General features: G+C 61.8%; 23 protein-coding genes and 2 pseudogenes. 17 read left to right on the top strand and 8 right to left on the bottom strand.

What is annotated here, in order from left to right; genetic code table 11:
* The first annotated feature begins 94 nt into the window (after window positions 1-94).
* From C1722_RS05560 to amrS, 17 genes and pseudogenes are all read left to right on the top strand, one after another.
* Window positions 95-3,007 (top strand): ATP-binding protein, encoded by a 2,913-nt coding sequence (locus C1722_RS05560; RefSeq protein ID WP_102378362.1) that lies wholly within the window; start codon window positions 95-97, stop codon window positions 3,005-3,007.
* Window positions 3,008-3,231: 224 nt separating this feature from the next.
* Window positions 3,232-4,149 carry a LysR family transcriptional regulator gene (locus tag C1722_RS05555; RefSeq protein WP_102378361.1) on the top strand — a complete coding sequence of 306 codons (918 nt, stop codon included), beginning with the start codon at window positions 3,232-3,234 and terminating at the stop codon, window positions 4,147-4,149.
* Between the two features lie 607 nt (window positions 4,150-4,756).
* Window positions 4,757-7,330: a molybdopterin-dependent oxidoreductase gene (locus tag C1722_RS05550; RefSeq protein ID WP_102379550.1), complete on the top strand. Its 2,574-nt coding sequence runs from the start codon at window positions 4,757-4,759 to the stop codon at window positions 7,328-7,330.
* Between the two features lie 3 nt (window positions 7,331-7,333).
* Window positions 7,334-8,137, top strand: a complete 804-nt coding sequence (locus tag C1722_RS05545) for a 4Fe-4S dicluster domain-containing protein (RefSeq protein WP_102378360.1) — start codon at window positions 7,334-7,336, stop codon at window positions 8,135-8,137.
* A 31-nt stretch (window positions 8,138-8,168) separates the two neighbouring features.
* Window positions 8,169-9,419 (top strand): MFS transporter, encoded by a 1,251-nt coding sequence (locus C1722_RS05540; RefSeq protein WP_102378359.1) that lies wholly within the window; start codon window positions 8,169-8,171, stop codon window positions 9,417-9,419.
* Between the two features lie 189 nt (window positions 9,420-9,608).
* Window positions 9,609-10,787: an MFS transporter gene (locus C1722_RS05535; protein WP_180995052.1), complete on the top strand. Its 1,179-nt coding sequence runs from the start codon at window positions 9,609-9,611 to the stop codon at window positions 10,785-10,787.
* Window positions 10,788-10,930: 143 nt separating this feature from the next.
* The gene (locus C1722_RS17120) at window positions 10,931-11,248 is read left to right on the top strand and encodes a hypothetical protein (RefSeq protein ID WP_219724280.1); all 318 of its coding nucleotides are present in this window, start codon (window positions 10,931-10,933) and stop codon (window positions 11,246-11,248) included.
* Window positions 11,249-11,517: 269 nt separating this feature from the next.
* Window positions 11,518-11,640, top strand: coding sequence for a hypothetical protein (locus C1722_RS17560; protein WP_280522932.1), 123 nt, complete (start codon window positions 11,518-11,520; stop codon window positions 11,638-11,640).
* Between the two features lie 46 nt (window positions 11,641-11,686).
* Window positions 11,687-12,043 carry a DUF2200 domain-containing protein gene (locus C1722_RS05525; protein ID WP_102378357.1) on the top strand — a complete coding sequence of 119 codons (357 nt, stop codon included), beginning with the start codon at window positions 11,687-11,689 and terminating at the stop codon, window positions 12,041-12,043.
* A gap of 300 nt (window positions 12,044-12,343) precedes the next feature.
* Complete coding sequence (gene rpoD / locus C1722_RS05520; RefSeq protein WP_244412591.1) at window positions 12,344-13,504, top strand: RNA polymerase sigma factor RpoD; 1,161 nt, start codon at window positions 12,344-12,346, stop codon at window positions 13,502-13,504.
* Between the two features lie 10 nt (window positions 13,505-13,514).
* A pseudogene (locus C1722_RS17820) lies at window positions 13,515-13,634 on the top strand (hypothetical protein); the annotation flags it as partial.
* 8 nt (window positions 13,635-13,642) lie between these two features.
* Window positions 13,643-14,350 carry an AmmeMemoRadiSam system protein A gene (amrA, locus tag C1722_RS05515; protein ID WP_219724279.1) on the top strand — a complete coding sequence of 236 codons (708 nt, stop codon included), beginning with the start codon at window positions 13,643-13,645 and terminating at the stop codon, window positions 14,348-14,350.
* 33 nt (window positions 14,351-14,383) lie between these two features.
* Window positions 14,384-14,818, top strand: coding sequence for a hypothetical protein (locus C1722_RS17315; RefSeq protein ID WP_244902453.1), 435 nt, complete (start codon window positions 14,384-14,386; stop codon window positions 14,816-14,818).
* 25 nt (window positions 14,819-14,843) lie between these two features.
* Complete coding sequence (locus C1722_RS05505; RefSeq protein ID WP_180995230.1) at window positions 14,844-15,695, top strand: class I SAM-dependent methyltransferase; 852 nt, start codon at window positions 14,844-14,846, stop codon at window positions 15,693-15,695.
* Between the two features lie 284 nt (window positions 15,696-15,979).
* Window positions 15,980-16,804 (top strand): annotated as a pseudogene (locus tag C1722_RS17815) (DODA-type extradiol aromatic ring-opening family dioxygenase); the annotation flags it as partial.
* A gap of 34 nt (window positions 16,805-16,838) precedes the next feature.
* Window positions 16,839-17,297 (top strand): hypothetical protein, encoded by a 459-nt coding sequence (locus C1722_RS05495; RefSeq protein WP_102378353.1) that lies wholly within the window; start codon window positions 16,839-16,841, stop codon window positions 17,295-17,297.
* 66 nt (window positions 17,298-17,363) lie between these two features.
* Window positions 17,364-18,344 (top strand): AmmeMemoRadiSam system radical SAM enzyme, encoded by a 981-nt coding sequence (amrS, locus tag C1722_RS05490; protein ID WP_219724278.1) that lies wholly within the window; start codon window positions 17,364-17,366, stop codon window positions 18,342-18,344.
* Window positions 18,345-18,419: 75 nt separating this feature from the next.
* On the opposite strand, the gene C1722_RS05485 is transcribed toward amrS, so the two are convergent.
* From C1722_RS05485 to C1722_RS05450, 8 genes are all read right to left on the bottom strand, one after another.
* Entirely contained in the window at window positions 18,420-19,169 is a 750-nt protein-coding gene (locus tag C1722_RS05485; RefSeq protein WP_102378351.1) for a GNAT family N-acetyltransferase, read from the bottom strand.
* A 177-nt stretch (window positions 19,170-19,346) separates the two neighbouring features.
* Window positions 19,347-20,666, bottom strand: coding sequence for an MFS transporter (locus tag C1722_RS05480; protein WP_102378350.1), 1,320 nt, complete (start codon window positions 20,664-20,666; stop codon window positions 19,347-19,349).
* 142 nt (window positions 20,667-20,808) lie between these two features.
* A complete protein-coding gene (locus C1722_RS05475; protein ID WP_102378349.1) occupies window positions 20,809-21,501 on the bottom strand; it encodes a TetR/AcrR family transcriptional regulator in 693 nt (230 codons plus the stop codon).
* Between the two features lie 88 nt (window positions 21,502-21,589).
* Window positions 21,590-22,072, bottom strand: a complete 483-nt coding sequence (locus C1722_RS05470; RefSeq protein ID WP_102378348.1) for a GNAT family N-acetyltransferase — start codon at window positions 22,070-22,072, stop codon at window positions 21,590-21,592.
* Between the two features lie 3 nt (window positions 22,073-22,075).
* On the bottom strand, window positions 22,076-22,759 hold the full coding sequence (locus C1722_RS05465; protein WP_102378347.1) for an SOS response-associated peptidase: 684 nt from the start codon (window positions 22,757-22,759) through the stop codon (window positions 22,076-22,078).
* 32 nt (window positions 22,760-22,791) lie between these two features.
* On the bottom strand, window positions 22,792-23,631 hold the full coding sequence (locus tag C1722_RS05460) for a protein-ADP-ribose hydrolase (RefSeq protein ID WP_244902452.1): 840 nt from the start codon (window positions 23,629-23,631) through the stop codon (window positions 22,792-22,794).
* Complete coding sequence (locus C1722_RS05455) at window positions 23,628-24,494, bottom strand: SIR2 family NAD-dependent protein deacylase (protein ID WP_102378346.1); 867 nt, start codon at window positions 24,492-24,494, stop codon at window positions 23,628-23,630. Before C1722_RS05455 ends, C1722_RS05460 begins: the two co-directional genes overlap by 4 nt.
* On the bottom strand, window positions 24,494-24,640 hold the full coding sequence (locus C1722_RS05450) for a 4Fe-4S binding protein (protein ID WP_102378345.1): 147 nt from the start codon (window positions 24,638-24,640) through the stop codon (window positions 24,494-24,496). Before C1722_RS05450 ends, C1722_RS05455 begins: the two co-directional genes overlap by 1 nt.
* Window positions 24,641-24,650 lie beyond the last annotated feature (10 nt).

The raw sequence follows: 24,650 nt of genomic DNA, 5'->3' as shown, positions 1-24,650 counted from the left end.
GGCGTGCCGCGTATGGTGCGCTCCGGAAAGTACTGGCGGCTCGAGGAGCCGCAGATCGGCCCGGTCGACGATNTTGGAAGGATGGTATTCATCGATGAGAAGGCTTGCGGCCGTTGCTTTGGCGGCGATCCTTGCCGTTGCCGCGCTTCCCTGTTCGGCGTTTGCCGCGGGGGAGGCTGCGATATCCGATGCGAGCGCGTACGGCTCCCGATCGTCGAGCTCCGATGCGGCATCCGGCGCCGATACCACGCGGGACTCGTCCGCCCGAGCCGATCTTCCCGACGTCGACATGCACGCCGATTCGGGCCGCACGCTCAAAGTTGCGTTCCCTCAGGCCAGGGGAATCAGCGAGACCGACCAGAACGGCATCCACACGGGAAGCTTCTACGATTGGCTCGTCGAGATATCGAAGTATACGGGTTGGAACTACGAGTTCGTAACCGGTGATATCGAAGAACTGCTGCCCGGCATGCTGGCGGGAGAATACGACCTGATGGGAGGTATGTTCTATCGGGAAGAGCTCGCCGAGGACATCATCTACCCCGATTACATCATGGGCTCGAACTACTCGGTGCTGCTGTACAAGAAGACCAACACCGACATCAAGAGCTTCGATCTGAACACCCTGAACGGCAAGACCGTCGGCGTGCTCGGCAAGGCGTCCGACAAGATCGACCGCCTTACGAACTTCTTGGAGTTCAATAGCATCGAATGCGGTATCCGCTACTACGACGACGAGGAATCCTACCTGCGCTGCCTCGATAACGGCGAGGCGGATATCATGCTGAGCAGCGATATCGAGATGCGCGACGATTGCGATGTGGCCGCCCGCTTCAAGGCGGAACCCTGCTACATCGTGGCGGCGGGCGACGAGCCGGAGATCGCATCCGAGCTGAACCAGGCGATGACCAACATCTATTCCGCCGATCCGAGCTTCGCCGACGAGCTCTACGACAAGTACTTCTCCGATGTCCACGTGAACTCGATCAGCTTCACCGAAGAGGACCGCGCCTTCGTGGAGCAGGCGCCGACCATCCGCGTTGCCGTGGTGGGCGATCTGTACCCGGTGTACTACGAACGCAACGGGGCGTACCGCGGCATCGTCAAGGGCGTGTTCGACCTCATCGGCGAGCGCACGGGCCTCGCCTTCGAATACGTGAAGGCCGAGAACTACCAGGCGGCGCTCGATATGGTACTCGCGGGCGAGGCCGACGTCATGGGCGGCTTCATGGACGACGAGTACTACGCAAACGACATGGGGCTCGCGCTCACCAAGACCTATACGACGCTCGATGTGGTCGTGCTGCGCAACAAGTCGTCGGAATACCCTTCGGACGGCCTCGTGCTCGCGTTGCCGCAGGGCAGGGATAAGCCCGCGGGGATCAAGGCGGCCCGCGTCGAATACTATCCGTCCTACGAGCTGTGCCTCGAAGCCCTCAACAAGGGCAAAGTCGATCTCACCTGCCTTCCGGCGTCGTATGCGGAAGGCCTCTACACCGATCACTACTACGCCAACATCACGCCGGTCGCCGTCGACCATATCGAATCGAACTTCTCGATCGCGTTTCCGCAGCCGGTCGATTCGGAGCTGTATTCCGTCGTGAACAAGGCTGTCAACAGCTTTTCTGCCGAAGAGGTCGAGACGGTGCTCTCGAAGAACGTCATCTCGCTGACCAACCGCCAGGTGTCCATCCAGTCGGTGCTCTACGACAATCCCGTGGCAACGCTTGCGGCCGCGCTCGTCGTTCTGCTGCTCATCGTGGGGGTGATCCTGCTCATCGCGCGTTCGAAGATACGCACGCGCATCCTTGCGCTCAAGCTTGAGAAGGCCGAGGAAACGGGTCGTGCGAAGTCGGATTTCCTCTCGCGCATGTCGCATGAGATCAGGACTCCCATGAACGCGATCATCGGCCTTTCGACCATCGCCTCGCAGTCGGGGGAGGCCACGCCGGGCATCAAATCGAGCCTCGAGAAGATCAACACCTCGGCGCAGTTTCTGCTCGCGCTCGTCAACGACATCCTCGACATGTCGAAGATCGACAACAACAAGATGCAGCTCGAATGCGCGCCGTTCGCCGTGCGGGCCCTCGCCGAGCAGATGCAGAGCATGGTGGGCATCCAGGCCGAGGAGAAGGGCCTTGCCATGGTGACCGAGTGCGTTGCCGAGGACGGGTGCGTGGTAGGCGATCACATCCGTCTGCAGCAGGTGCTTGCGAACCTCCTCTCGAACGCGTTCAAATTCACCGACCCCGGCGGCACGGTCACCTTGTCCATCAGAGAAGTCGCGCGCGACAGCAAGACGGCGCGCATCCGCTTCGGCGTGCGCGATACGGGCATCGGCATCGCACCCGAGGACGTCGAGCGCGTATTCGAGTCGTTCGAGCAGGCCGCCGAGAACCGCACGAACGTGCAGGGAACGGGCCTCGGGCTCGCCATCAGCAGCAACCTCGTGAGGATGATGGGCGGCACGCTCAAAGTGGATAGCGCGGTGGGCAAGGGATCGGAGTTCTACTTCTCGATCGAGTTGCCCATTTCGGACGAGTGCGCGACCTGTGCGGGGGAGGAAGACGATTACGCGAGCGTGTCGCTCGAGGGATCGAAGCTCCTGCTCGCCGAAGACAACGATTTGAACGCCGAGATAGCCATTGCGCTGCTCGAGATGGAGGGCATCGAGGTCGAGCGCGCCGCCGACGGGCGCGAGGCCGTTGATCTGTTCGAGGCGAGCGGCATAGGCGGATTCGACTTCGTGCTCATGGACGTGAAAATGCCCGTCATGGACGGCCTTTCCGCTGCGCGGGCGATCCGCGGCCTCGAGAGGGCCGATGCGAAAACGATCCCCATCATCGCCATCACCGCCAACACCTTCCAGGAGGATCGTGACAGCGCCAAGGAGGCCGGCATGGACGGGTTCGTGCCCAAGCCCTTCGACGCCGAGCAGCTCTACGACGTGCTGCGCGAATTCAAGGGGCGGGCAAGCGGCGGCGAAAGCCGTACTGCGCTGGTTTAGGCCGCTCGGTCGGTTCTGGCTGGATCCGGGTGCCGTCGGCGTGTCTCGGAAGCGCAGAGCGTTTTGGACGATCGAACACCGCGCTGTTGACTCGCATATTATAATGTGAACCGAAGCGGGGATATCCTCTGGGATGCCTCGCAATTCCTCTTTTGCCGCGCTTTGGGTCTTGCCGGGCGATTGCGTGCGGAGGTACATGGCGGTGCGTACGACACGGGGGCGCTATGCAGATCGAATACATGAGGGAGTTTTTGGCCGTTGCCGACGAGGGCAGCGTTTCGGCTGCCGCTTCGAAGCTGCACATCGCGCAACCGGTACTGAGCAAGCACATTCGCGCCATGGAGGAAGCCTTGCACGTGCAGCTGTTCCTCCGCTCTCCCAAGGGGCTCACCATGACGCCCCGGGGAAAGCAGGCCTACCATACCTTTCGGGAAATCGTCGGCAAGTACGACGACATCCTGTGCTTGTTCCAGTCCGAGAACAACGTGCTGTGCGGGCAGCTGCGCATGGGCATCCTCACCATGGGGTTCGACAGCTACATCGCGCCGGTTGCGGAGCGGTTCAACCAACGCTACCCCAACATCGCGCTGTCATACGCGACCGAGAACCCCCTCGCCATCATAGAGGGCGTTATCGACGGCTCGCTCGACATCGGCTTTTTGGGACAGACCCGCTTCGACGACCGGGGGCAGATCGCCTATCGCTGCATCGGACAAGACGAGCTTCACGCCGTCGTGCCCAAGGGCGGTGCGATCGCAGAGCGGGGCTACATAACCCCCGCGGACGCTGCGGAGGCGACGCTTGTGTGCCTGAAGACCAAAGAGACGACCGATGTGCTGAACGATCTGGTCGTATCGGCGGGGTTCCGGCCGAGGCGCATAGTCGAGGTCGACGAGGTTGAGGTCTCTTCCTCGTCGGTTGTCTCGCTGAACGGCTTCTTCGTCATCCCCGATTTCATGTGCAGCGTGTTCAAGGCATCACGAAACGTCGATATCGTCGAGTTCGACACGCCGCTGTACCTTCCGGTGTACTTCGCCTATCGCAAGACCGTCAGAAACCAGTTCGTTTCGCTGTTCCTCGATAGCATACCGTTCGATGAGGAGCAGCGTCGTCTCGACGGTGCGGGCTGCGCTGACGAGTAGCAAAACGGCTCTCGCGTACCGAAACGTGTGTTTTTGATCGAAGTGTCGCAAGTTTTGGCGCTCGGAGGGCGATTGTCGGTTCCGGCGACGGCGCGGACGGCGTCGGGCAGAGCAACGCGAAGCCACGATCTGGCATAACGATCCGAGCGAAGAACCGGGACCCTTCGAGCCCGCCCGACAGCGCAACCCTTCGCGCAAAAACAGGTATTCCGGCGTGCATCCGTCGGTTGGCGAACCGCCGCGCCCTCGCCGAACTTTCGGGGGGAGGCGACTTCGCGCGATGCGGTCGCGCATGAGCGCGCTCGGCATCCGCTCAGGTGGGATGCGGCCATCGAAACCCGCGCCGCCACAACGCTGGAGACGTATGGACGCCTCCGCTTCGGCATGCCTTCTAGCAGCCCAAACGCGGTATTCCATTTCGGCATACGACGTATGAAAACAAGTTGTCTACCCAGAAGCAGCCCCCGCTTTTACGATGCAAGTGCATGTCAAGACGGGTTCGACGAAGCAGCCGTATCGAAACCAGCAGGGAACCACGGATGAAAGGGGAAGTGCGGTTTCGGTGTTTCGGCGGCATTCGAAACGTAAAGTAAAGGGGGTTTGGCTTATGCCGGAAAAGACAGTCTACAAATCGACTGGCATGAATTCCTTCGGCATCGGCGCGAATGTGGCCGAGGTCGACGTGAAGGACGACAAGATCGTACGCGTGCGTCCCATGCGCTACGACAAGGAGTATTCAGCCGAGTATCTGAAGCCGTGGACCATCAAGGCCCGCGGCAGCGAGTTTCATTCCACGATGAAATCGCTTCTTCCGCCGTACGCGTACGCCTATAAAAAGCGCGTGTACTCGAAGAACAGGATCCTCCATCCGTACAAGCGTGCCGATTGGGATCCGCGGGGCGAGCGCAACACCGAGAACCGCGGCAAGAGCAAGTTCGTCCGTATTTCCTGGGACGAGGCGACCGATCTCATCGCCGAAGAAATAAACCGCATTATCGACGAATACGGCTTGCCCTCCATCTTCATTCAGGGCGACGGCCACGGGGAAACTAAAGTCGTGCACGCCTCTCACGGCTGCGCTACGCGCCTCATGAACGTCCTCGGCGACGATTGGACGTACCAGGCGCGCCAGCCCGACAGCTGGGAGGGTTGGTATTGGGGTGCCAAGCACATGTGGGGCCAAGATCCGCTCGGTCAGTTCGACATGGGCAATCTCTTGCTCGATATCGCCGAGAACACCGATATGCTTATCTTCTGCGGGTGCGACATGGAAACCACCACCTGGGGCTGGCAGGGCCAGCTGCCGAGCCAGTATTGCTTCTGGTTGACCGAAATCGGCGTCAAGCAGGTATACGTGTGCCCCGATTTGAACTACGGAGCTGCAGCGCATGCTGACAAGTGGATTCCGGTGCTTCCCAATACCGATGCCGCTCTCATGGCGGCCATTGCCTACGTGTGGATGACCGAGGGGCTCTTCGACAAGGATTACGTCGATACGCACTCGATCGGCTACGATTGGTTCGAATACTACATCCTCGGCAACGAGGACGGCGAGCCGAAGACCCCCGAATGGGCGGCGCCCATCTGCGGTGTCCCGTCGCGCCAGATCAAAGCGCTCGCGCACGAATGGGCGAAGAAGCGCACGAGCATGGCGCACGGCAACGGCGGTTCGTTCATCCGCTCCTGCTACTCCCATGAGCCCGCCCGCTTCGAAGTTGCGCTCATGACCATGCAGGGCCTGGGCAAGCCGGGGCGCAACGTGGTCAAGTTCATCGAATGGTACATGTACGGCCTTCCGTCGCAGCAGCCGGCCCCGTGCTATTCCAGCAACATGACCGTGGGGGCCGCGTACCGCGGATGGGACTTCGTGCAGACCAAGTCGTTTATCCCCAAGACGCTCGTGCCCAAGGCCATCATGGGCGATTACACGCCCGAGGATCCGCTGACCTGGCAGGGCTACACCGTCGCCGGCTGGCCGCGCGAGGATCAGTACAACACGTACCAGTATCCCATCCCCGGAGCCCAGGGCATCCACATGATCTGGACCGACACGCCATGCTGGACCACGTGCTGGAACGGCGGGAACTCCATGATCGAGGCGATCCGCAGCCCGAAGATCGAATGCGTGGTCGCCCAGCATATCTGGATGGAGAACGACTGCCTGTTCGCCGACATCCTCCTGCCCATCAACACCAAGTACGAGGAGGAGGACATCGGTCAGGACAACGGCGCTGCGCCCTTCGGCCTCATCTACTACGAGGAGAAGGCCGTCGAGCCGATCGGCGAATCAAAGAGCGACTGGGAGGCCGTGGGCGAGGTTGCCAAGAAGCTCGGAGTGTACGACGAGTTCGTCGAGGGCAAGAGCGTCGACGAGTGGATCAAGATCGGCTTCGACGGAGCCGAGAAGCCGAGCGATATATCGTTCGAGGAGTTCAAGGATAAAGGCTACTTCATCGCCCCCACGCTCGACGATTGGGAGGAGCTGCCCCGTGGATTCGGACCGTTCTGCGAAGATCCGGAAGCGCATCCGCTTTCCACGCCGACCGGCAAGGTCGAGTTCTACGCGACCGCTCTGGCCGAGCATTTCCCCGATGACGACGAGCGTCCGCCCGTACCCCACTTCATCCCGTACGGAGAGCGCCATCAGGAAAGCCTTTTGCACCCCCGCTCCGAGAAGTACCCGTTTTTGATCGTGTCGAACCATCCTCGGTGGCGAATCCATGCGAACATGGACGACATCCCCTGGTTCCGCGAGATCCCGACCTGCAAGGTGGTAGGCCCCGACGGTTACAAGTACGAGCCGGTGTGGATCAACCCCAAGGACGCCGAGAAGCGCGGAATCGAGAGCGGCGACATCGTCAAGATCCTCAACGATCGCGGATGGGTGCTCGGCGGCGCGTACGTGACCGAGCGAATCCGGGAATCGGTGGTGTACCAGGACCATGGCGCACGTCTCGATCCGATCGAGTCGGGCGTATCCGATCGCGGCGGCGCCAACAACCTCATCGCGCCGACGAAGACCACGTCGAAGAACGCCCCGGGCGAAGTGACGAGCGGATTTCTGGTGGATATCGAGAAGGTCGACGTGTTCGAGCTGGCCGAGCGGTACCCCGAAGCGTTCAACCGTCCCTACGATCCGGACGAGGGCGTTGGCATCACGAGTTGGATCGAGGAGGCGTAAACCATGAAAACATTTGTTGTCGATTTGGGAAAATGCAACGGCTGCTACGGCTGCCAGATTGCCTGTAAAGACGAAACCGTCGAAAACGACTGGATGCCCTATTCGAAACCGCAGCCGAACACGGGCCACTTCTGGCTGAAGATGCACGAGAAGATCCACGGCCAGGTGCCGAAGGTGCTTGCCGAGTACCGTCCTACGCTGTGCAACCATTGCGACAATGCCCCTTGCATCGAAGCCGCTCCCGAGGCGGTGTACAAGCGAGCCGACGGCCTCGTCATCGTCGATCCCGAGAAAGCCAAGGACAACAAGGCCCTCGTGGACGCGTGCCCTTACGGCGCGATCTATTGGAACGAGGAGCTTTCGATTCCGCAGAAGTGCACGGGCTGCGCGCATCTGGTCGACGAGGGCAAGCTTCCGCATTGCGTGGACGCCTGCGCGACCGGGGCTCTCATGTTCGGCGAAGAAGAAGATCTCGCCGATCTTATCGCCCAGTCGACGCATCGGTGGGATATCGAAGGTACGGCGCCGCGCGTCCACTATCTCAACCCGTTCGGCTTGTTCGTTTCGGGCGAGGTATGGGATCCGGCGGCCGACCTCATCATCGAGGGCGCTGCTGTGAGGCTGACCAATGAGGCTGGCGAGGTTCGCGAAACCGTAACCGACGGATTCGGCGACTTCTGGTTCAAGCACCTTGACGCGGGCACCTACACGCTCGAAATCGCAGCGGCGGGCTTTATGGGCGTGCGGCAGACCATCGAGCTTACCGATAGTTTGAACATAGGGGATTTCCCGCTTGACGGGGAATAGCGATATCGATTGTGTTTCGGAAAGGGGAACAATGAGCGCTACGGATATTAAGCTGAACAGCGGTAAGAGCTGGCTGCAATTCTTCATCGTATTTCTCACGGGCGTCACCATCGCCTTCGGCATGTTCAAAGTACCCGTCAACATGCCCAATATCATGAACTTCTACGGAGTCGAGATGAGCCAGGTTGGTTTGCTCATGTCGGTTGTCGGCCTCACCTGCATCTTCACCGCCATTCCCGCAGGCGCGATCATGCAGAAGATAGGCGCCAAGAAGTTCGGCCTTATCGTCATCGCGGCAGCCATCATCGAGAATGTGATCGGAGCCTTTGCACCGACCTTCGAGGTGCTGCTCGCCACCCGCTTCCTCGAAGGCATCTCGTACGGCTGCATGACCATGGTCAGCGTCGCCATCATCACAGCGAACTTCTCCGCCGATAAGCGCGGTTTGCCCAACGGCATCTGGGTCATTTGGGTGTCCCTTGCAAACCTGCTCGTCGCTCAGCTGGCTAACGTGCTCGTACCTTCGTTCGGCTGGCAGGGCGAATGGATCGCCGCGGCGGTCATGCAGGCTGTCATGCTCGTTTTGTTTATCCTGTTCATAAAGGATCCCGCGATAGAAGAGCCCGAGCCCGTTGCCGGCGGGAAGAAGCCGTCGGTTCTCGAAGGTTTGAAGGAACCGGCGGTGGCGCTGATGTCGCTTGCCCTCGGTTTGCTCGCCGTCGGCTGCGGCTGCTACACCGGCCTGTACCCGACCTTCCTGCAAACCGGCCTCGGCTTCGATCCCATGACTGCCAACAACATCATTTCCATCTCTACGTTCGGCGGCATGGTGGGCTCGCTGCTCGTCGGCTGGGTCATCAACAAAACGGCTATTCGCAATCGCGGTATCCTGTTGGTCGTCATTGCCGTCATCAGCGCCGTCGCTTTCGCGTTGCAGTTCAGGATTCCCTCGTCCTTCGTGATCGTAACGGTGTTCGCCGTGGTCCTCTCCGCAGTGACCCAGTTCAACATGCCCGTCGGTTTTGCGATGGCACCCGACGCCATGAAGCGCCCTGAGTTTTTGGCCATGGGCCTCGGGCTCGTCATGATCGGCGCGAACGTGGGCGGCGCTCTTTCCACCTTCCTGCCCGCCAAACTCGTCGAGGATGCCGGCGGTGTATGGACCGCGTGCGATTTCCTCGTGGTCGGGTTTGCCGTGCTGGCGGCGCTGTGCGCTCTTGGAGCGACCCTGTACCAGCGCAAATACGTTCTTAAGAACAAAGACGAGTCTTCTGCGGCATAGCGGCCGTCGCTCGCGGGTGCTGAAAATAAGGTAAGCTGTTTCGCTCAACGCATCGCCGGCTTTGGTTCTGGCCGACGGCCGGCGATGCGCATGCGGACGGGTGGGGGTCAAAGCCTCACGCGGGGCCTTGGGCTTTCATTCGCGAGCGCGTATTTCTTTGGGGGAATTGTGAAAAAGGATTTCACGGAAATGAATCCGTACGTGTTGGCTATTCCTGTTTTGGCCATCGGGCTGCAGGATTCCGCCTCCGCGTGCATATCTCCGGCAATCGCCTCGATCTGCGCTACGTATCCCGAGATACCGGTCTCGATCGTGCAATTGCTGGTTACGTTGCCGAGCATCGCGTGCTGCATCGTTTCGATTCTGTACGGCTGGCTTTCGGTGCGGGTGAACCCGCGAACGTTGGTTATCGGCGGACTTGTCCTGTTCGTCGTGGGAGGCATGGCGCCGATGTTCCTCACGTCGTTCGAGGCTATTCTCGCGTGCCGTGTGGTTTTGGGTATGGGCGCCGGGTTGACGCTTCCCGCATGCGACTCAATTATTCCCCGCCTTTACAAGGGCCGTCTGCGCGAGAATATGATGGGATGGAACATGACCGTCGGCGCGATCGGCTGTACGGTGATGATCTTCATAGGCGGCCAGTTTGCCGTTCAAGATTGGCATCTGAGCTTTCTGGGCTACGGCGTCGGCCTGATATCGCTTGCGCTGGTGTTGCTGCTCTTGCCGCGCATTCCGATGGTCAAAGACGACAAAGGGGGAAAGCCGACGTTGTCGGTGGTCATGTCGGGAATCAAATGGCTCGCTTGGGCCGAGATCGCCGTGTACTTCATCGGCAATATGTTTGCCACGCTGGTGACGTCCAACCTGTCGCTGTACGTTGAGGGCGCGGGGATCGGCACGGCGGCGGACACGGGATTGGCCCTGTCGATCCAGATGATCGGTGCCGCGTTCGGTGCGTTCTTCTACGGATGGCTCAAGCAGCGGCTCAGGTATTTCGTGATTCCTGCGTCGTGGCTGCTTATGGCTGCCGGGTTCTTCGCGGTATCGCATGCGGACTCGCTTTTGGGCGTGTATGCGGGCATGGTGGTTGCGGGCATGGGAGTGGGCATCGTGTGGCCCGCGTACTGCATTCGCATCACCGAGCTGTGCAAGCCGGCCTCGCAGGCTATGGCGATTGCGGCGGCGGGTGCGTTGCAGGGCTTCGGGAACTTCTTCAACCCTATCGTCGGGGCTTGGTGCGTAGCTCTTCTCGGTATAGGCTACGGCGCCGATCTGATCGTGGTTTCGGCCGTAGCGCTTACGGCGATAGGGGTGCTCGTGCTTGCGGCGTCGATCGTCCTTCGACGACGAGTTCGCGTCGGGGGATAGGAGAGGCGCTGCGGGCGAAGCGCGCTCGGCCCGTTTGCCCGTTGGGGTCGCATGCTCGCTTTCGGCTCACGGTTTTGTTCGACTTTGTTCAACTATGCGCTGCCACTGCGCTTGAAGTGGCTCTAACGAGAAAGGAAAGAATCATGTGCTTTAGACCGCCTACTGCCCAAATGGATGAAAATGCAACGGCGGGCGCTCCCGGTGCGCCCGCTGCACCGGGAGTCCCTGGTGTTCCCGCTGCCCCAGGTGCACCCGGCGCGCCGTCGGCACCCGCTGCGCCTGGCAGCCCGAAGGTGCCCTCTGCGCCAAGTGCGGCCAAACCCGATGACGGCGAGGGCAGCAGCGCCGACTTCATGGGCGATGCCCCCGGTGCCAAGGTGCAGTCGTGCGTTCCCACGCTGAAGGTGCAGTCTTCCGGAACGAAGAAGAAGCCCTTCGTTCCGCCGGTGCCCGGCAAATAAAAACGCATATCGGCACGTTCGTGCGAAGCGATGGCACGCTGGTCCGCCCCGTTGGACATGGGTTCCGGGGCGGGCTGTTTTTTGGCCGCGAATCGGCTGGCGGGCGTTATGCTGAGCGATCAGCCGGGCCGATTCGGGATCGGGCCGGCTCAGGGCATCGACGCGCGTTCTGCGTGCGTAGCAAATCGGGAACAGATGCGCTTTCGGAGTGCGCGAACCGACGCGTGCGTTTACCATGGCAAGGTCGGCAATCGGTGAGGCGGTGCGCTATGCGGCAATCCAAAGGCGCAATACAATTCCCTTACAGCGAGCCTGTCGACTACGATTTGATCGCGGACATCACGGCGTGGCGCATCGCGACCATCGAAGGCAGCGTTCGGGCGGGGGACTGACGGCGGATTTCCTTCCGTTCGGCGAAAGAGCAAGGGAGTTCGGAATATGGCAAGCGCAAAACCGCGGATCTACACCATGATCTTCGCAAGCGTGTATCCGCTCTACGTCCGGAAGGCCGAAAGAAAGGGTCGTACCCGCGAAGAGGTCGACGAGATCATACGGTGGCTTACCGGTTACGACGAAGCGGGGCTGCGAGCGTGCATCGACAGCGGTGTCGATTTCGAGACGTTCTTCGCCGGCGCCCCGCGCATCAACCCGAACGCCTCGAAAATCACCGGAACCGTATGCGGCGTGCGTGTCGAAGATATCGAGGATGAGCTCACGCAGCGGATTCGCTGGCTCGATAAGCTGGTTGACGAGCTGGCGAGGGGCAAGGCGATGGATAAGATCTTGAGGGGTTGATCGGGGCAACTTTTCTTTGGGCATCTCGCTTTGAGGCGACGGGCTGAGGCTCGCGGAGATTTTCGGACAAGCTCTCTCCGCTTGATTTTGCAATTTGCGCTCTTTTCAACGAACGAGAATAGCTCTTCTAGCCTGGCAATTTTTGTGGTATATTAATTCGCTGAATCTTTGCGCCCAAAAACAGGTTACTTCCGTTTGGGCAACACGTTGATCGGAAAGGAAGACTACGTGGCTCCAGCCTCTAAGAACATCTCCTCTGCAGAAGACCCCATCAGCGAGAATACCGAAATCGAAGAAGATATGATCGAGGACGACGACCTCGACGTCGAACCCGACGCCGATTCGGTCATCGACGATTCGTCGGTCTCCGATTCTCTCGACGACGATAAGATCGATACGAACTTCACCGACGACGAGCTGCTCGAGGACATCCCCGAAGACGAGCTCAAAGCAACGGTTGAGATACCGCTTCCGAAAGTGGGCGGCAAGAGCAAGGTAAAATCGCGCAAGCGCTCCACCGATACATCGGTGACCATGCTGACGGGCGATCCCGTGCGCATGTACCTCAAGGAAATCGGCAAAGTGCCGCTTCTGACCGCCGCCGAGGAGATCGACCTCGCCATGAAGATGGAGGCCGGCATCGAGGCGACCGAGCAGCTCGAAAAAGCCGAGGACGAGGGCATCGAGCTCGAACGCCGCGAACGCCGCCGCCTGACCCGCATCGAGCAGGTCGGCCTCGACGCGAAGCAGCAGATCGTCGAAGCGAACCTTCGCCTCGTCGTTTCCATCGCGAAGCGCTACGTGGGCCGCGGTATGCTGTTCTTGGATCTCATCCAGGAAGGCAATCTCGGCCTCATCCGCGCGGTCGAGAAGTTCGACTACACCAAGGGTTTCAAGTTCTCCACCTACGCTACCTGGTGGATTCGCCAGGCCATCACGCGTGCAATCGCCGATCAGGCCCGCACGATCCGCATTCCGGTGCATATGGTCGAGACCATCAACAAGCTTGTCCGCATCCAGCGCCAGCTTCTCCAGGAGCTCGGTCGCGAACCCACCCCCGAGGAAATCGGCAAGGAGATGGGTCTTCCCGCCGAACGCGTTCGCGAGATCCAGAAGATCTCGCAGGAGCCGGTATCGCTCGAGACGCCCATCGGCGAAGAGGAAGACAGCCAGCTCGGCGATTTCATCGAAGACGATGCCGCCGTGGTGCCGCCCGATGCCGCCAGCTTCTCGATGCTGCAAGAGCAGCTTTCCAAGGTGCTCGACGGATTGGCGGAGCGCGAGCGCAAGGTGATCTCTCTGCGCTTCGGCCTCGAGGACGGGCATCCGCGCACACTCGAGGAAGTGGGCCGCGAATTCGGCGTCACCCGCGAGCGTATCCGTCAGATCGAGAGCAAGACGCTTGCGAAGCTGCGCCATCCGTCCCGCTCGTCCAAACTGAAAGACTACCTGGAAGACTAGAACGGATAACGTGGAAACCTACGAGTTTTTCGCACGGTGCGCGAGTGGCTTCGAATCGCTGCTCGCATCCGAACTGAAGAATCTGAAAGCACAGCGCGTACGTCCCCTTAAAGGGGGCGTTGCGTTTTTCGGCACGGTATGCGACGCGTATCGCGCCTGCCTGTGGTCGCGCGTCGCATCGCGCGTTCTGCTCGTGCTCGCCCGTGTCGATGCACGCGACGCCGATGCGCTCTACGCAGGCGTGAAGGATATCGATTGGGCGGCGCATGTGGGAGAGANGTTGCGGCAAACGGCGAGGGGACCGCGCACGGCGTTGCGGACGCCTCGGATGCCGATCCCCTTGTCGCGCTTGCGCGGGCGACCGTCGAGCAGTACGTGCGCACTAAAAGCGTGCCGACGGCGCCGACGCTGCCGAGTAGCTTGCCCGAGCGGGCGGCGTGCTTCGTTTCCATCCACACAGCGAGCACCGGCGAGCTGCGCGGGTGCATCGGCACCATCGAGCCTGTGCAACCGACGCTTGCCGACGAGGTGATCGAGAACGCCGTCTCGGCCTCGACGCGCGACCCGCGTTTTCCCGCCATAGCGCCCTGCGAGCTCGACGATCTCTCCATCAGCGTCGATGTGCTCTTTCCGCCCGAGCCCGCCACGGTGGCCGATCTCAACGCAAAGCGCTACGGCGTCATCGTCACGCAGGGGTTCAAGCGCGGGCTTCTGCTTCCCGATCTCGAGGGGGTCGATACGGTCGAGGAGCAACTTCGAATTGCGTGCATGAAGGCGGGCATCGATCCGCGCGGCGGGTTCGATCGTATCGACATCGAGCGGTTCGAGGTCGTGCGCCATGAGTGAGCGAAGCGGCATGTCGCATNCATCGACGTTGCCGTGCGCAGCGAAAAGGCGACGATCGCGCTCGATCTGTCGGGCGAGCCGCTCCATCGGCGCGGCTACCGCAAGGAAAGCGTGCAGACCGACGCTCCGCTCAAGGAGACGCTGGCGGCGGGCATCGTGCTCGCTGCGGGATGGAGAAAGATCGCCCGGGGCGGCGGGATGTTCATCGACCCCATGTGCGGATCGGGCACGCTCGCCATCGAAGCCGCTATGATCGCCGCCGACATGGCACCGGGCATCATGCGCGACTACTGGGGGTTTTCCGGTTGGCAGGGCCATGACGAAGCGGTGTGGAACGCGCTTCTCGACGAGGCCGACGAACGGTTGGCGACGGGGCTTGGGAGCATGCCGCGCATCGTCGGNGGCATGCGGGCACGAGCTCGCGCGGGATGCGCAGGTCCTCGGTGCGCGCGGCCATGGCGCGCATGAGCCTCTCGTCGGGATAGAGCGCGTCGTGGCAGCCCTTCGCGCACTGGATGAAGCCGTAGTTTCCCTGCACCTCGAAGATGCGCGTGGTGGGGAAGCCCGATTTTTCGAACTGACTTTCCACGTTGGTGGTGATGACGAAGAAATCCCTGCCCTCGATGAGGCGGAGCAGGTCGGCGTAGAGGGCAAGGGGCGGCTCGTCGAAGTGGTTCGCGAGGACGTGCTTGGCCCAGTACGCCCNTCCCGCGTGGCCTGGACGGGGGAGTCGGGCTACGTCTTCGAAATCGATCTCGGCGGCTACCTCGACACGGGCATCTTTCTCGATCATCGCATGACGCGCGAGCTCGTAGGCTCGATGGCCGAGGGCGCGCGGTTTCTCAACCTGTTCGCCTACACGGGAACCGCCACGGTCCATGCGGCGGGCGGCGGTGCGGCGAGCACCGTAACGGTCGACCTCTCGCAAACCTACCTTTCGTGGGCTGAGCGCAACATGAAACTCAACGGGTTTTCGGGGCGCAACCATCGGTTTGTGCGCTCTGACGTGGTGCGGTGGATAACGGAGGAGCGGGCGAGCAAGCGGCGCTACGACCTCATCTTCGTCGATCCGCCGACGTTCTCGAACTCGAAGGCGATGGGCAAGGATACCTGGTCGGTGCAGCGCGACCACGCCGAACTGCTCATCGGGGTTTCGCGACTGCTCGCCCGAGGCGGCAAAGCCGTGTTCTCATGCAACCTCCGCTCGTTTAAACCCGATACCGAGACACTCGAGCGCTACGGCGCGCGGCTCACCGACATCACGGCCGATACGATCCCCGAGGACTTCGCGCGCAATCCTAAGATCCACAGGTGCTACCTCGTGGAGCGCATCGAGACTTCGTAGCGACGCGGGAGGCCTTCTCTCGTTCGCTGCGCCGGGTGCGCCAACCGTTCTTGTCCGTCTTCGTTTGCTGTGCGCCGTCTTGCCTCCGTTCACCACGCGCCCTGTCCGCCAACCGCCTTCGTCCCGCTAGCACCCGCCCTGTCCGCCAACCGCCTCTGTGCGAGGATTTTCGGAATACCGACAAAGCATGGATTCTTGCGACCTGCGGATATGCGAGCAAGTTGCCTTCGTCATGCGTCTGATCCCTCGCACGAAGACGGTTGGCGGACAGGGTTTGCGCCCGTATGCTCGGCCGTTGCCGAGGCGATGCTGTACGTGCTGCGGGCATGCGCGGTACAATCGAAGCGACACAGCATCGGACGAAGGAGGCCGTCATGTCGCTTGTAGCCGCGTACGTCGTTCCGCATCCCCCGCTTGCCGTTCCCGAAGTGGGCAGGGGGAGCGAGTCGGGGATCGCTGCTACCTTGGCTGGGTATCGTGAGGTCGCGCGCCGCATCGAAGCGATTGCTCCCGAAACGATCCTGATCGTAAGCCCCCATAGCGCCTACTACGCCGATTGGATCTACCTCGGCGCGGGCGACGGCGCTACGGGATCCTTTTCTCAATTCGGGGCACCTGAGGTCTCCTTCGCGTTGCAATACGACGAGGCGTTTCGCGACCGTCTCGAGAGCTGCGCTTGCGACAAGGGGCTTTGCGCGGGATGCGTTTCAGAACGCGCCCGCGAGCTCGACCACGGAGTGCTCGTTCCCCTGTACTACCTCGAACAGCGTTATCCGTCCGAGAACTACCGTGCGGTCTCGATCGGCGGCTCGGGCATTGCCCGCGAAGAGCTGCTCGCGTTCGGCCGGTGCATGGCGAAGACGGCGGCCGACCTCGATCGCAAGGCGGTTCTGCTCGTGAGCGGCGACTTGTCCCATAAGCTCAAGGCCGACGGCCCCTACGGGTTCGATCCGGCCGGCCCGCGCTTCGACGAGGCGTTTGCGGCCGTGGTCGAATCGGGCGATCCAGCCGGATTCGCCGATCTCGATCCTTCGATGTGCGAAGACGCCGCCGAGTGCGGGCTTTCGGGATTCATCATGCTGGCCGGTGCGCTTGGCGAAGCGCAAGCCGGGGGCGCGGCGTTCTCGTCCGAGCTGCNCGCCGATGGGCGACGGCAGAGCGCTCGGCCTCGTGGCGGTCAATCCGCCCTACGGCGAGCGGCTTTCGTCAGAGGTCCAGCTGCCTGCTGTGTACGCCGCCCTTTCCGAGGGTGTGAGCGCGGTACCCGACGGCTGGACGCTCGCCGTCATCACGCCCGACGCTTCCATCGATACGGCGCTCGGGCTTGCGCCTACCGAGGCTGCGCCACTCTACAACGGCCGCATCGAAACCTCGTTGCGCATCTACGAAACGGCTCCCTCGACGCGCATCGAGCTTCCCGTCGTCTCGCTTGCCGGCGGCGAGCGGTCGGTTACCGTGGCCGAAAAGAACAGCGATCAGTTCGCAGCGCGGTTTCGCAAAGTCGCGAAGGAGCGCATGAAGTGGGCCCGCAGAAACGACGTGCTCTGTTTCAGGCTCTACGACGCCGACCTGCNGAGGAGCAACTTCGAATTGCGTGCATGAAGGCGGGCATCGATCCGCGCGGCGGGTTCGATCGTATCGACATCGAGCGGTTCGAGGTCGTGCGCCATGAGTGAGCGAAGCGGCATGTCGCATTGCGGCCGGTTCGCCGGCGCACCCGAATGCGGCAGCGAGACGCGGGGGACGGATGCTTTCGGCACGGCCCTCGTTCCCGAAACGCTGCTCGAAGCGCAGGGCGCGCGCGACCGGGCGGTGTGCGCCGTATGCCCCCACGAATGCCGGTTGCGCGAAGGATCGTTCGGCGTGTGCGGCACGAGAACCGTATCGGCGGGGCGCATCGTTTCTTTGAGCTACGGGCAGGCTACGGCTCTCGCGCTCGATCCGATAGAGAAAAAGCCCCTGGCGCGCTTTCATCCGGGTTCGCTCGTCCTCTCGTATGGAAGCTTCGGGTGCAACCTGCGCTGCCCGTTTTGCCAGAACAGCGATATTTCGATGGCCGATGCCGAGGGCAGGGCCGCAAGCGGCACCCGCTTCGTGCCTCCCGAAGCACTCGTGGCGCATGCGCTCGATCTTCGCGACCGCGGCAACATCGGCATCGCCTACACGTACAACGAGCCCTTGATCGCGCCCGAGTACCTTTTTGATTGCGTCGCGCTTGCCCGCGAGGCGGGGCTCGCGAACGTTGCGGTGACGAACGGGTACGTGTCGGCGGATGCGTGGGATGCCGCCCTGCGCTGCCTCGATGCGGTCAACATCGATCTGAAGTGCTACTCCGAGGAGGGCTATCGTTCGCTCGGTGCGCCCGGGGGGCTCGCCGTCGTCAAGCGCTCGATCGAGGCCGCTGTTGCAGCCGGTGCGCACGTGGAGGTCACGACGCTCGTGGTTCCCGGCTTGTCCGACGACGAAGGGCTGTTCGAACAGGAATGCGCATGGCTCGCCTCGATCGACCCGTCCATTCCACTGCACCTCTCGCGGTTCTTCCCGGCGTATCGCATGGCCGAAGCGCAGCCGACGTCGCGCGAGCTGCTCGAGCGGTTCCGCCGCATCGCGGAAGCGTCGCTTGCGCATGTGTATCTTGGAAACGTGTAGCCGGGATCCGGGCTGTTCGCAGCCCCAAAGCTCGTTGGAAACCGAGGGTATCGACTTCCGGATGGTCGGGTTGCCTTACTTCTCGATCAGCTTCTTCAGCTGGTCGATGGCGAGCAGGTTCACGGATTCGAACTCGCCCCGGTAAAACGTGGCCCAGTTGTTGAAGACGCAGGGGAGCTCCTTCGCCTTCTGCAGCGTATCCACCTGGATCAGGGTGACGGCGACGCCGTTCTCTTCGCAGTACTGTCGTATCGATTCGACGTACTGGGGCACGAAGGGGCACTGCATGTCGTAGTAGATCGTCAGATCCTGGTTCTCGATGCGCTCGCTTTTGGCGTTTTGCGTGAACTGCGGCATCGTTGTATCGAACGAGAGCGCGAGCAGCTCGTAGCCGCTGTCGGTCGTGTCGACGACTTCGAAGCCGTGCTTTTTCGCGAACGCTTGGTTGGATAGCCAGTTCTTCTGCCTCTTCGACCCGAGCATGCAGATGCCCGATTTGCCCTGTTGCCGAGCGTCGGCGATGCAGTATTCCAGCAGCTGCTTTCCGTATCCGTGCCCTTTGCAGTTGCCGGTGACCCAGAGGCAGTACAGGTACACGTAGTTGTCGCCGACTATGGGAACCCAGGCCGTTTCGAGGGGCGCGTACTCGATGAAGACCGTGGCCTTCGCATCGAGCTTCCTGAAAACGTGGCCTTCGCCCAGCCGGTCTGCGAGCCATTGCCGCTTCGCTTCGACGCCGGGGTGCGGTTTCCTGCTGCGGATGATGCAGCACAGATGCTCGGTCGCTATGTTCTCGGGCGTCAGGTTGATGAACTCAGCGTCCATGGGCTCCCTCGTTTCGGGTCGGGTTCGATGCTTGCCTCAGTATGAACCCATCGTACCCCTGCGATGCCGCGTGCGTCTCCACGAGCGGCACATTGCTTAAAACAAACAAATGTTCTCCCCGAGGCGCTTGCTCGATGGGTTTTCGGCAAGCGCCTCGCTTTCATGGGGTTGCAGGCGTTACTGGGGGGAGGTGGTTTCCGATGCCGGCTTCTTGCAGGGGGTCGCCATCGGCTCGGCGCCGGTACCTGCGCCGGTACCGAATTCCTTGCGGAACGTTTTCGCCGCAAATACCGAGATGACGAGCATGACGAGTACGACGCATACGGCGAGCACCGGCACGGAAACGGCATCGAAGCCGACGCCGTAGACGAGCTGACCTACAGGAAGGGCGACGTTCGCCGCCGACATGGTGAGGGCGATCACCTTGCCGATGAGGTCGGACGGCGTTTCCATCTGCAGGAACGATATGCCTATGATGGAGAACATCGAGCACATCGCCATGATCCAGGTGAGGCTGACGAGTAGGATCGCATACGTTGCCATCGGGCCTATGCCTGCGGCCATGACCACGGCGATGGGTACGAAGCCGAGCGCTGCCCCGAAGAGAAACCGGGGAGCTCTGGTGATGGGGAAGAGGCCGGGCTTCACGGATATGAGGATGCCGCCGATGAGTCCGCCGAGGGCGAGCGACGCTTCGGCGAACCCCATGAGCTGGTTGGAGAGCCCGAGCACCTCGGTGATCATGTAGGGGGTGCCCACCATGATGAAGGCCGAGGACACGAAGTTGATGACGGTGGCGAGCAGGATCGTCTTTCCCATGATCGGATTCTGCTTGAGGAATGCCGCCGCTTCTTTGATGTCGCTTTTCAGGATGCCGAGCGGGCTTCCGGTCGATTCGTGCTTGACGGGGGGAATCTTGACGAACAGGATAATGAGGATCGACGAGACGAAAAACGCAGCGATCGACACGATGACGATGGGCATGACGCCGAAGAATCCGAACACGAGTCCGCCGACAACGGGCCCTACGAGCCCCGTGAGCGCGCTTACCTGCGTGACGATGGCGGTAGCCGAGGGAATGCGGTCGTGCGCGACCACCGAGGGAACCGACGATTGGACTGTTGGCTGGTAGACGCTTTGCGCCGCGTACAGAAGCATGAGGATGACGATGGTCAGCACGACGAGATCGGCTGTTTGGGAAAGCAGGACATAGGCGAGCGCCGAGACGGCCATGACGAGGTCGAGTGCGGCCATGACGTACTTCTTGTTCACGCGATCGGCGAGCGCACCTCCGATGGGCGTGAGGAAGATGTAGGGGAGAAACGCGCACGCGACGACGATGCCGTAGAGGGTGGCCGACCCTGAGAGGTTCAAGAGGTAGAGCGGCAGCACGAACTTGAGGATGGCCTCCCCGAGCAGTGAGAACAGCTGGGCGGAGGCGACGGCTGCGAAGGGGGGCGTGAAGAGGCGATTGCGCGTTGCGTTCTGGCTTGACATTGCGGTCCTTTCAATTAAACATACATACGGTCGGTATGTATAAAGAGTAAAAAAGAATGCTGCGTGAGCAGCGGTTGTGCGCTTATGCGGCAGGGGTCGGGTTTGGCGCGTGCGCGGAGCAGCGCGTTGTTCGGTCAAGCGGTCACGATACGCCTTCCTTCCCTTCGCTGAAGAGGTCTGCACGCTCTTCGAATACGACACGGTAGCGCTTGAGGGCTTCGGTCATGCCCGAATCGGCGAGCTCGACCCCGAGGGCGCTGGCGAGTTCGATGTAGAAGGCGATGCGCCCGCCCAGCTCCTCGGGCGTCGATGTGCGAAACATCGGACCGGCCCAGAGGTTGGCGAGGAGCACGAGCACTTCGCTCAGCTCCCTCGGATGGTTTGTCTTAATGCTCCCGTCGCGTACCCCTTGCTCGACGATCGGCAGGACGTAGTAGGGTACCGTTTCCTCGAGCACGGATTGGTACTGCAGGCCGAGCAGCCGGGAGTTCTTAACCGGATCGGTTGCCGGTGCGATCGTGGACCAGATTTCGAGCTGCGAGCCGTTGACGGAAGTTTCGAACAGCGCTTGGAGCTTCTGCGCCCCGGTCATGTGCGCGTCGTCGCGGATGCGTTTCAGCTCGTGGTACAAAGCTTCGTTCTCGCGATCGAGCGCGGCGGAGAGGATCTCGTCCTTCGACTTGAAATGGTGGTAGACCGCTCCTTTGGTGAGGCCTCCCAGGTTGTCGATGATGTCCTGGATGCTCGTGTTGTCGTAGCCTTTGGTGAAGAACAGCTCGAGCGCAACGTCGAGGATCTTGGCAACGGTCTCTTCGGGGTGTTTGTTGCGGGCCATCGATCCTCCTATCCTTCTGTGCCTGCGGGCGAGCGTTAAACATACCGTTGGTATGTATAGTAAAGATGCGGAAGGAAAAAGGCAAGGGCTATTTCGGCTCGGATTGGTTTTTCTTCGCGCGAAGGATGAATTTCTGCTCGGGGTAGTCCTGGTCGACGCAGAGTTCCCCCTCTTCGAATCCAAGGTTTCTGTATAGGGCCCTTGGGGCCTCGCCCTTCTCATCCTCTTCGCGAAACGTGAGCACGACGACATCCTTGGACCGATCGAGGTGCTCGAGCATGAGTTCGATCATGCGTGTTGCTATTCCTTTGCGCCGGTAGTCGGGATGCACCGCCATATGGCAGAGCATGTTGTACTTGGTCGAGAACAGCAGCAGTCCCACCACCGCTCCTTGGTCGCGCGCGCATACGGCGCTGCCCCGTTTGATGTTCTTGATCGTGGTCATGCGGTATCCGTCGACCTTTTCCGGGGTTTCGAGACCAGGGAAATTCCATTGCACGAGATCGATCAGATCCATCCAAGATCCGAGGTCGTCTAGGGTGGCAAATCCGACTTCGATCGATGCATCCATGGGCTACTCGCCTTCGTTCCATAAGGGCTGCTGACCCGAGGCCGCCGGTTTAATCGGCCTCGCGGCGATCACGGGCATGTTCGTCGCATCGGGCCCCTGCGCGGTGGCGGCAAGCGCGATGCCCGTGCGGTCGAACAGGTGCTCGAAATCGGGCGAAAACCACAGGGGCAGTTCGTGTTCGAGCAGTACGACAGGCATGCGGTCGTGCACGGGTTCGACCGCTGCGTTCGGGGCCGTGGTCATGATGGAGAAGCGGTCGTTTCGGTAGATGCCCGCCAAGAACAGCAGGCGGCGCGGACCGTCGAAGCGGTACTGCCGCTTGATCGGTTTGCCGGTCCGTTCGCTTATCGACGTCTCGGTTTTGTGCGGCTCGAAGAATCCGAATGCGGGCACCGCGCAACGGCGGTTCAGAAGGGAATCGCGCCACATGCTCGTTTCCGAAAGCGCGGTTTCCGAACGGGCGTTGAACACGACGCCGCTTTTGCCGGAAACGGTGTACCCCCAGGTCATATCCGCCACGCGGAGGCCTTCGGTGCACGGCACCACGAGCGGAACGGTCGAGCCGGGGTAGGCGTCGGTTGCCCGCGCCGGCCAATCGGGCATGACGTTGACGTGGTTCTCTATCTCGATGTCGCGGACGATCAGCTCGATGACGTCGCGCGGAACCATGATGAAATGCCCGCACATGCCCGGTCTCCTTTCCTTGCCGCCTCAGGCGATCATAGCACGAGCAAACGCTCGTAGGCGATGCGATCCTCATCGGTAAACACGTTGAAAACCACGGTTTCGAGGGTCGTGTCGCGTGCGAGGAACTCTTCGACGGTGCGCAGCGCGATCTCGGCCGCCCGTTCGCGCGGGAAGCGGAACTCGCCCGTCGAGATGCAGCAGAACGCGATGCTTTCGAGCTTCTCTTCCGCCGCGGCCTCAAGGCACGAGGTGTAGCACGATGCGAGCTCGCGTTCTTGGCTCGCGCTCGGCGTGCCGAAGGTGACGGGGCCGACCGTATGCATCACGCGTTCGGCGGGCAGGTTGAAAGCGGGCGTGAGGGTTGCGGTGCCGGTGGGCTCGTCGCGTCTGCGGACTTGCATGATGTCGTTGCAGGCGAGGCGCAGCTGCATGCCGGCGAAGGTGTGGATCGCGTTGTCGATGCAGCGGTGGTTGGGAACGAAGCACCCGAGGAGCCTGCTGTTCGCGGCGTTGACGACGGCGTCGGCGGCGAGCGTGGTTATATCGCCTTGCCAAAGCGCCGTTCGCCCGCTGCGGCCGAGCGGCGCGATGCTCGATGCTTCGGTTGTGCCGCGGGCGTCGCGGATGCGCGCGAGCACGCCGTCCTGCAGCTCGAGCAGGGCGCCGGCGGCGGGCACGGGCTCCCGCGTGTTCATAAGCGCCCGTACGAGGCGCCAGCGTTCGAGCGGGTCGTCGGGTACCGGGAGCCCGTGCAGATCCGGGCGCTCGGCAAGCAGCATTCCTGCGAGTTCGGCCGTGTCTGCGGGTTCGAAGAGGTCCGATGCGGGTGCTTTTGCGGGACCCGTGCGCTCGGGACGGAGGTTTTCGGTCACGGGCGGTCTCCTTCCCGGGTAAGGTCTGCGATCACCTGGGACATCTCTTCGGCGAAGGTTACAGTGCATTCCCCGTTTTCCGCCCATCCCCTCGGCTGGTCGCGGTTCAGCCTGACGAGCGTGACGTTTTCGGGATCGTTTAAGGCCATGTTCTCGAACGGGTAGCGGATGATGCCGGGCGTGTTGAACCCCACGCCGAGCTCGAGCAGCACGGTGCGGGCGCTCGCACATGATCGGACGAAGGCGCCGTAGCGCTCGCTCGCTTCGCGCCAGGTCCCGTCCTCGACGAAAAAGGCGTCTTTGCGCACGTGGATATCCATGGGGCCGCCGCATACGGGGCATGCGGGCACGAGCTCGCGCGGGATGCGCAGGTCCTCGGTGCGCGCGGCCATGGCGCGCATGAGCCTCTCGTCGGGATAGAGCGCGTCGTGGCAGCCCTTCGCGCACTGGATGAAGCCGTAGTTTCCCTGCACCTCGAAGATGCGCGTGGTGGGGAAGCCCGATTTTTCGAACTGACTTTCCACGTTGGTGGTGATGACGAAGAAATCCCTGCCCTCGATGAGGCGGAGCAGGTCGGCGTAGAGGGCAAGGGGCGGCTCGTCGAAGTGGTTCGCGAGGACGTGCTTGGCCCAGTACGCCCATCGCTCCTCCTCGGTGGGGTAGGGGTAGAAGCCTCCCGCGTACATGTCGGGGATGCCGTAGCGCTCGATCCACGGAGCGAACAGCTCCCCGAAGCGCGCGCCGCCGTACGTGAGGCCCGCCGCGTCCGAAAGCCCGGCTCCGCCTCCGACGATGATCTTGTCGGCACTCGCAAGCGCCCGGCGAGCCGCTTCGATGCTGGTCCGGTAGTCGTGTGCGGCCATCACGCGCTCCTCCCGATTGCGTCGTGCGGGCAGGTTTCGGCGCAGGCTCCGCAGCCGGTGCATGCGTCCGTGACGCGGTAGGGGCCTGCGAACGCGCATTCGCGGATGTCCTCGTGCAGGAAGCGGAGGTAGCGTTCTGCGTCCATGTCTTGCCCC

Source organism: Raoultibacter timonensis, from assembly GCF_900240215.1.
Classification (GTDB): Bacteria; Actinomycetota; Coriobacteriia; order Coriobacteriales; family Eggerthellaceae; genus Raoultibacter; species Raoultibacter timonensis.
This window is presented reverse-complemented; position numbering and strand designations above follow the sequence as displayed.

Excerpts from the sequence above, each read along its gene's own strand:
- amrS (WP_219724278.1), top strand. The coding sequence starts at position 17,364 with ATGAGTGAGCGAAGCGGCATGTCGCATTGCGGCCGGTTCGCCGGCGCA.
- C1722_RS05480 (WP_102378350.1), bottom strand. The coding sequence starts at position 20,666 with ATGTCAAGCCAGAACGCAACGCGCAATCGCCTCTTCACGCCCCCCTTC.
- C1722_RS05485 (WP_102378351.1), bottom strand. The coding sequence starts at position 19,169 with ATGGACGCTGAGTTCATCAACCTGACGCCCGAGAACATAGCGACCGAG.
- C1722_RS17120 (WP_219724280.1), top strand. The coding sequence starts at position 10,931 with ATGTGCTTTAGACCGCCTACTGCCCAAATGGATGAAAATGCAACGGCG.
- C1722_RS05465 (WP_102378347.1), bottom strand. The coding sequence starts at position 22,759 with ATGTGCGGGCATTTCATCATGGTTCCGCGCGACGTCATCGAGCTGATC.
- C1722_RS05545 (WP_102378360.1), top strand. The coding sequence starts at position 7,334 with ATGAAAACATTTGTTGTCGATTTGGGAAAATGCAACGGCTGCTACGGC.
- C1722_RS05475 (WP_102378349.1), bottom strand. The coding sequence starts at position 21,501 with ATGGCCCGCAACAAACACCCCGAAGAGACCGTTGCCAAGATCCTCGAC.
- C1722_RS05535 (WP_180995052.1), top strand. The coding sequence starts at position 9,609 with ATGAATCCGTACGTGTTGGCTATTCCTGTTTTGGCCATCGGGCTGCAG.
- C1722_RS05455 (WP_102378346.1), bottom strand. The coding sequence starts at position 24,494 with ATGGCCGCACACGACTACCGGACCAGCATCGAAGCGGCTCGCCGGGCG.
- C1722_RS17560 (WP_280522932.1), top strand. The coding sequence starts at position 11,518 with ATGCGGCAATCCAAAGGCGCAATACAATTCCCTTACAGCGAGCCTGTC.
- C1722_RS05560 (WP_102378362.1), top strand. The coding sequence starts at position 95 with ATGAGAAGGCTTGCGGCCGTTGCTTTGGCGGCGATCCTTGCCGTTGCC.
- C1722_RS05525 (WP_102378357.1), top strand. The coding sequence starts at position 11,687 with ATGGCAAGCGCAAAACCGCGGATCTACACCATGATCTTCGCAAGCGTG.
- C1722_RS05540 (WP_102378359.1), top strand. The coding sequence starts at position 8,169 with ATGAGCGCTACGGATATTAAGCTGAACAGCGGTAAGAGCTGGCTGCAA.
- C1722_RS05450 (WP_102378345.1), bottom strand. The coding sequence starts at position 24,640 with ATGGACGCAGAACGCTACCTCCGCTTCCTGCACGAGGACATCCGCGAA.
- rpoD (WP_244412591.1), top strand. The coding sequence starts at position 12,344 with ATGATCGAGGACGACGACCTCGACGTCGAACCCGACGCCGATTCGGTC.
- C1722_RS05550 (WP_102379550.1), top strand. The coding sequence starts at position 4,757 with ATGCCGGAAAAGACAGTCTACAAATCGACTGGCATGAATTCCTTCGGC.
- C1722_RS05470 (WP_102378348.1), bottom strand. The coding sequence starts at position 22,072 with ATGGATGCATCGATCGAAGTCGGATTTGCCACCCTAGACGACCTCGGA.
- C1722_RS05555 (WP_102378361.1), top strand. The coding sequence starts at position 3,232 with ATGCAGATCGAATACATGAGGGAGTTTTTGGCCGTTGCCGACGAGGGC.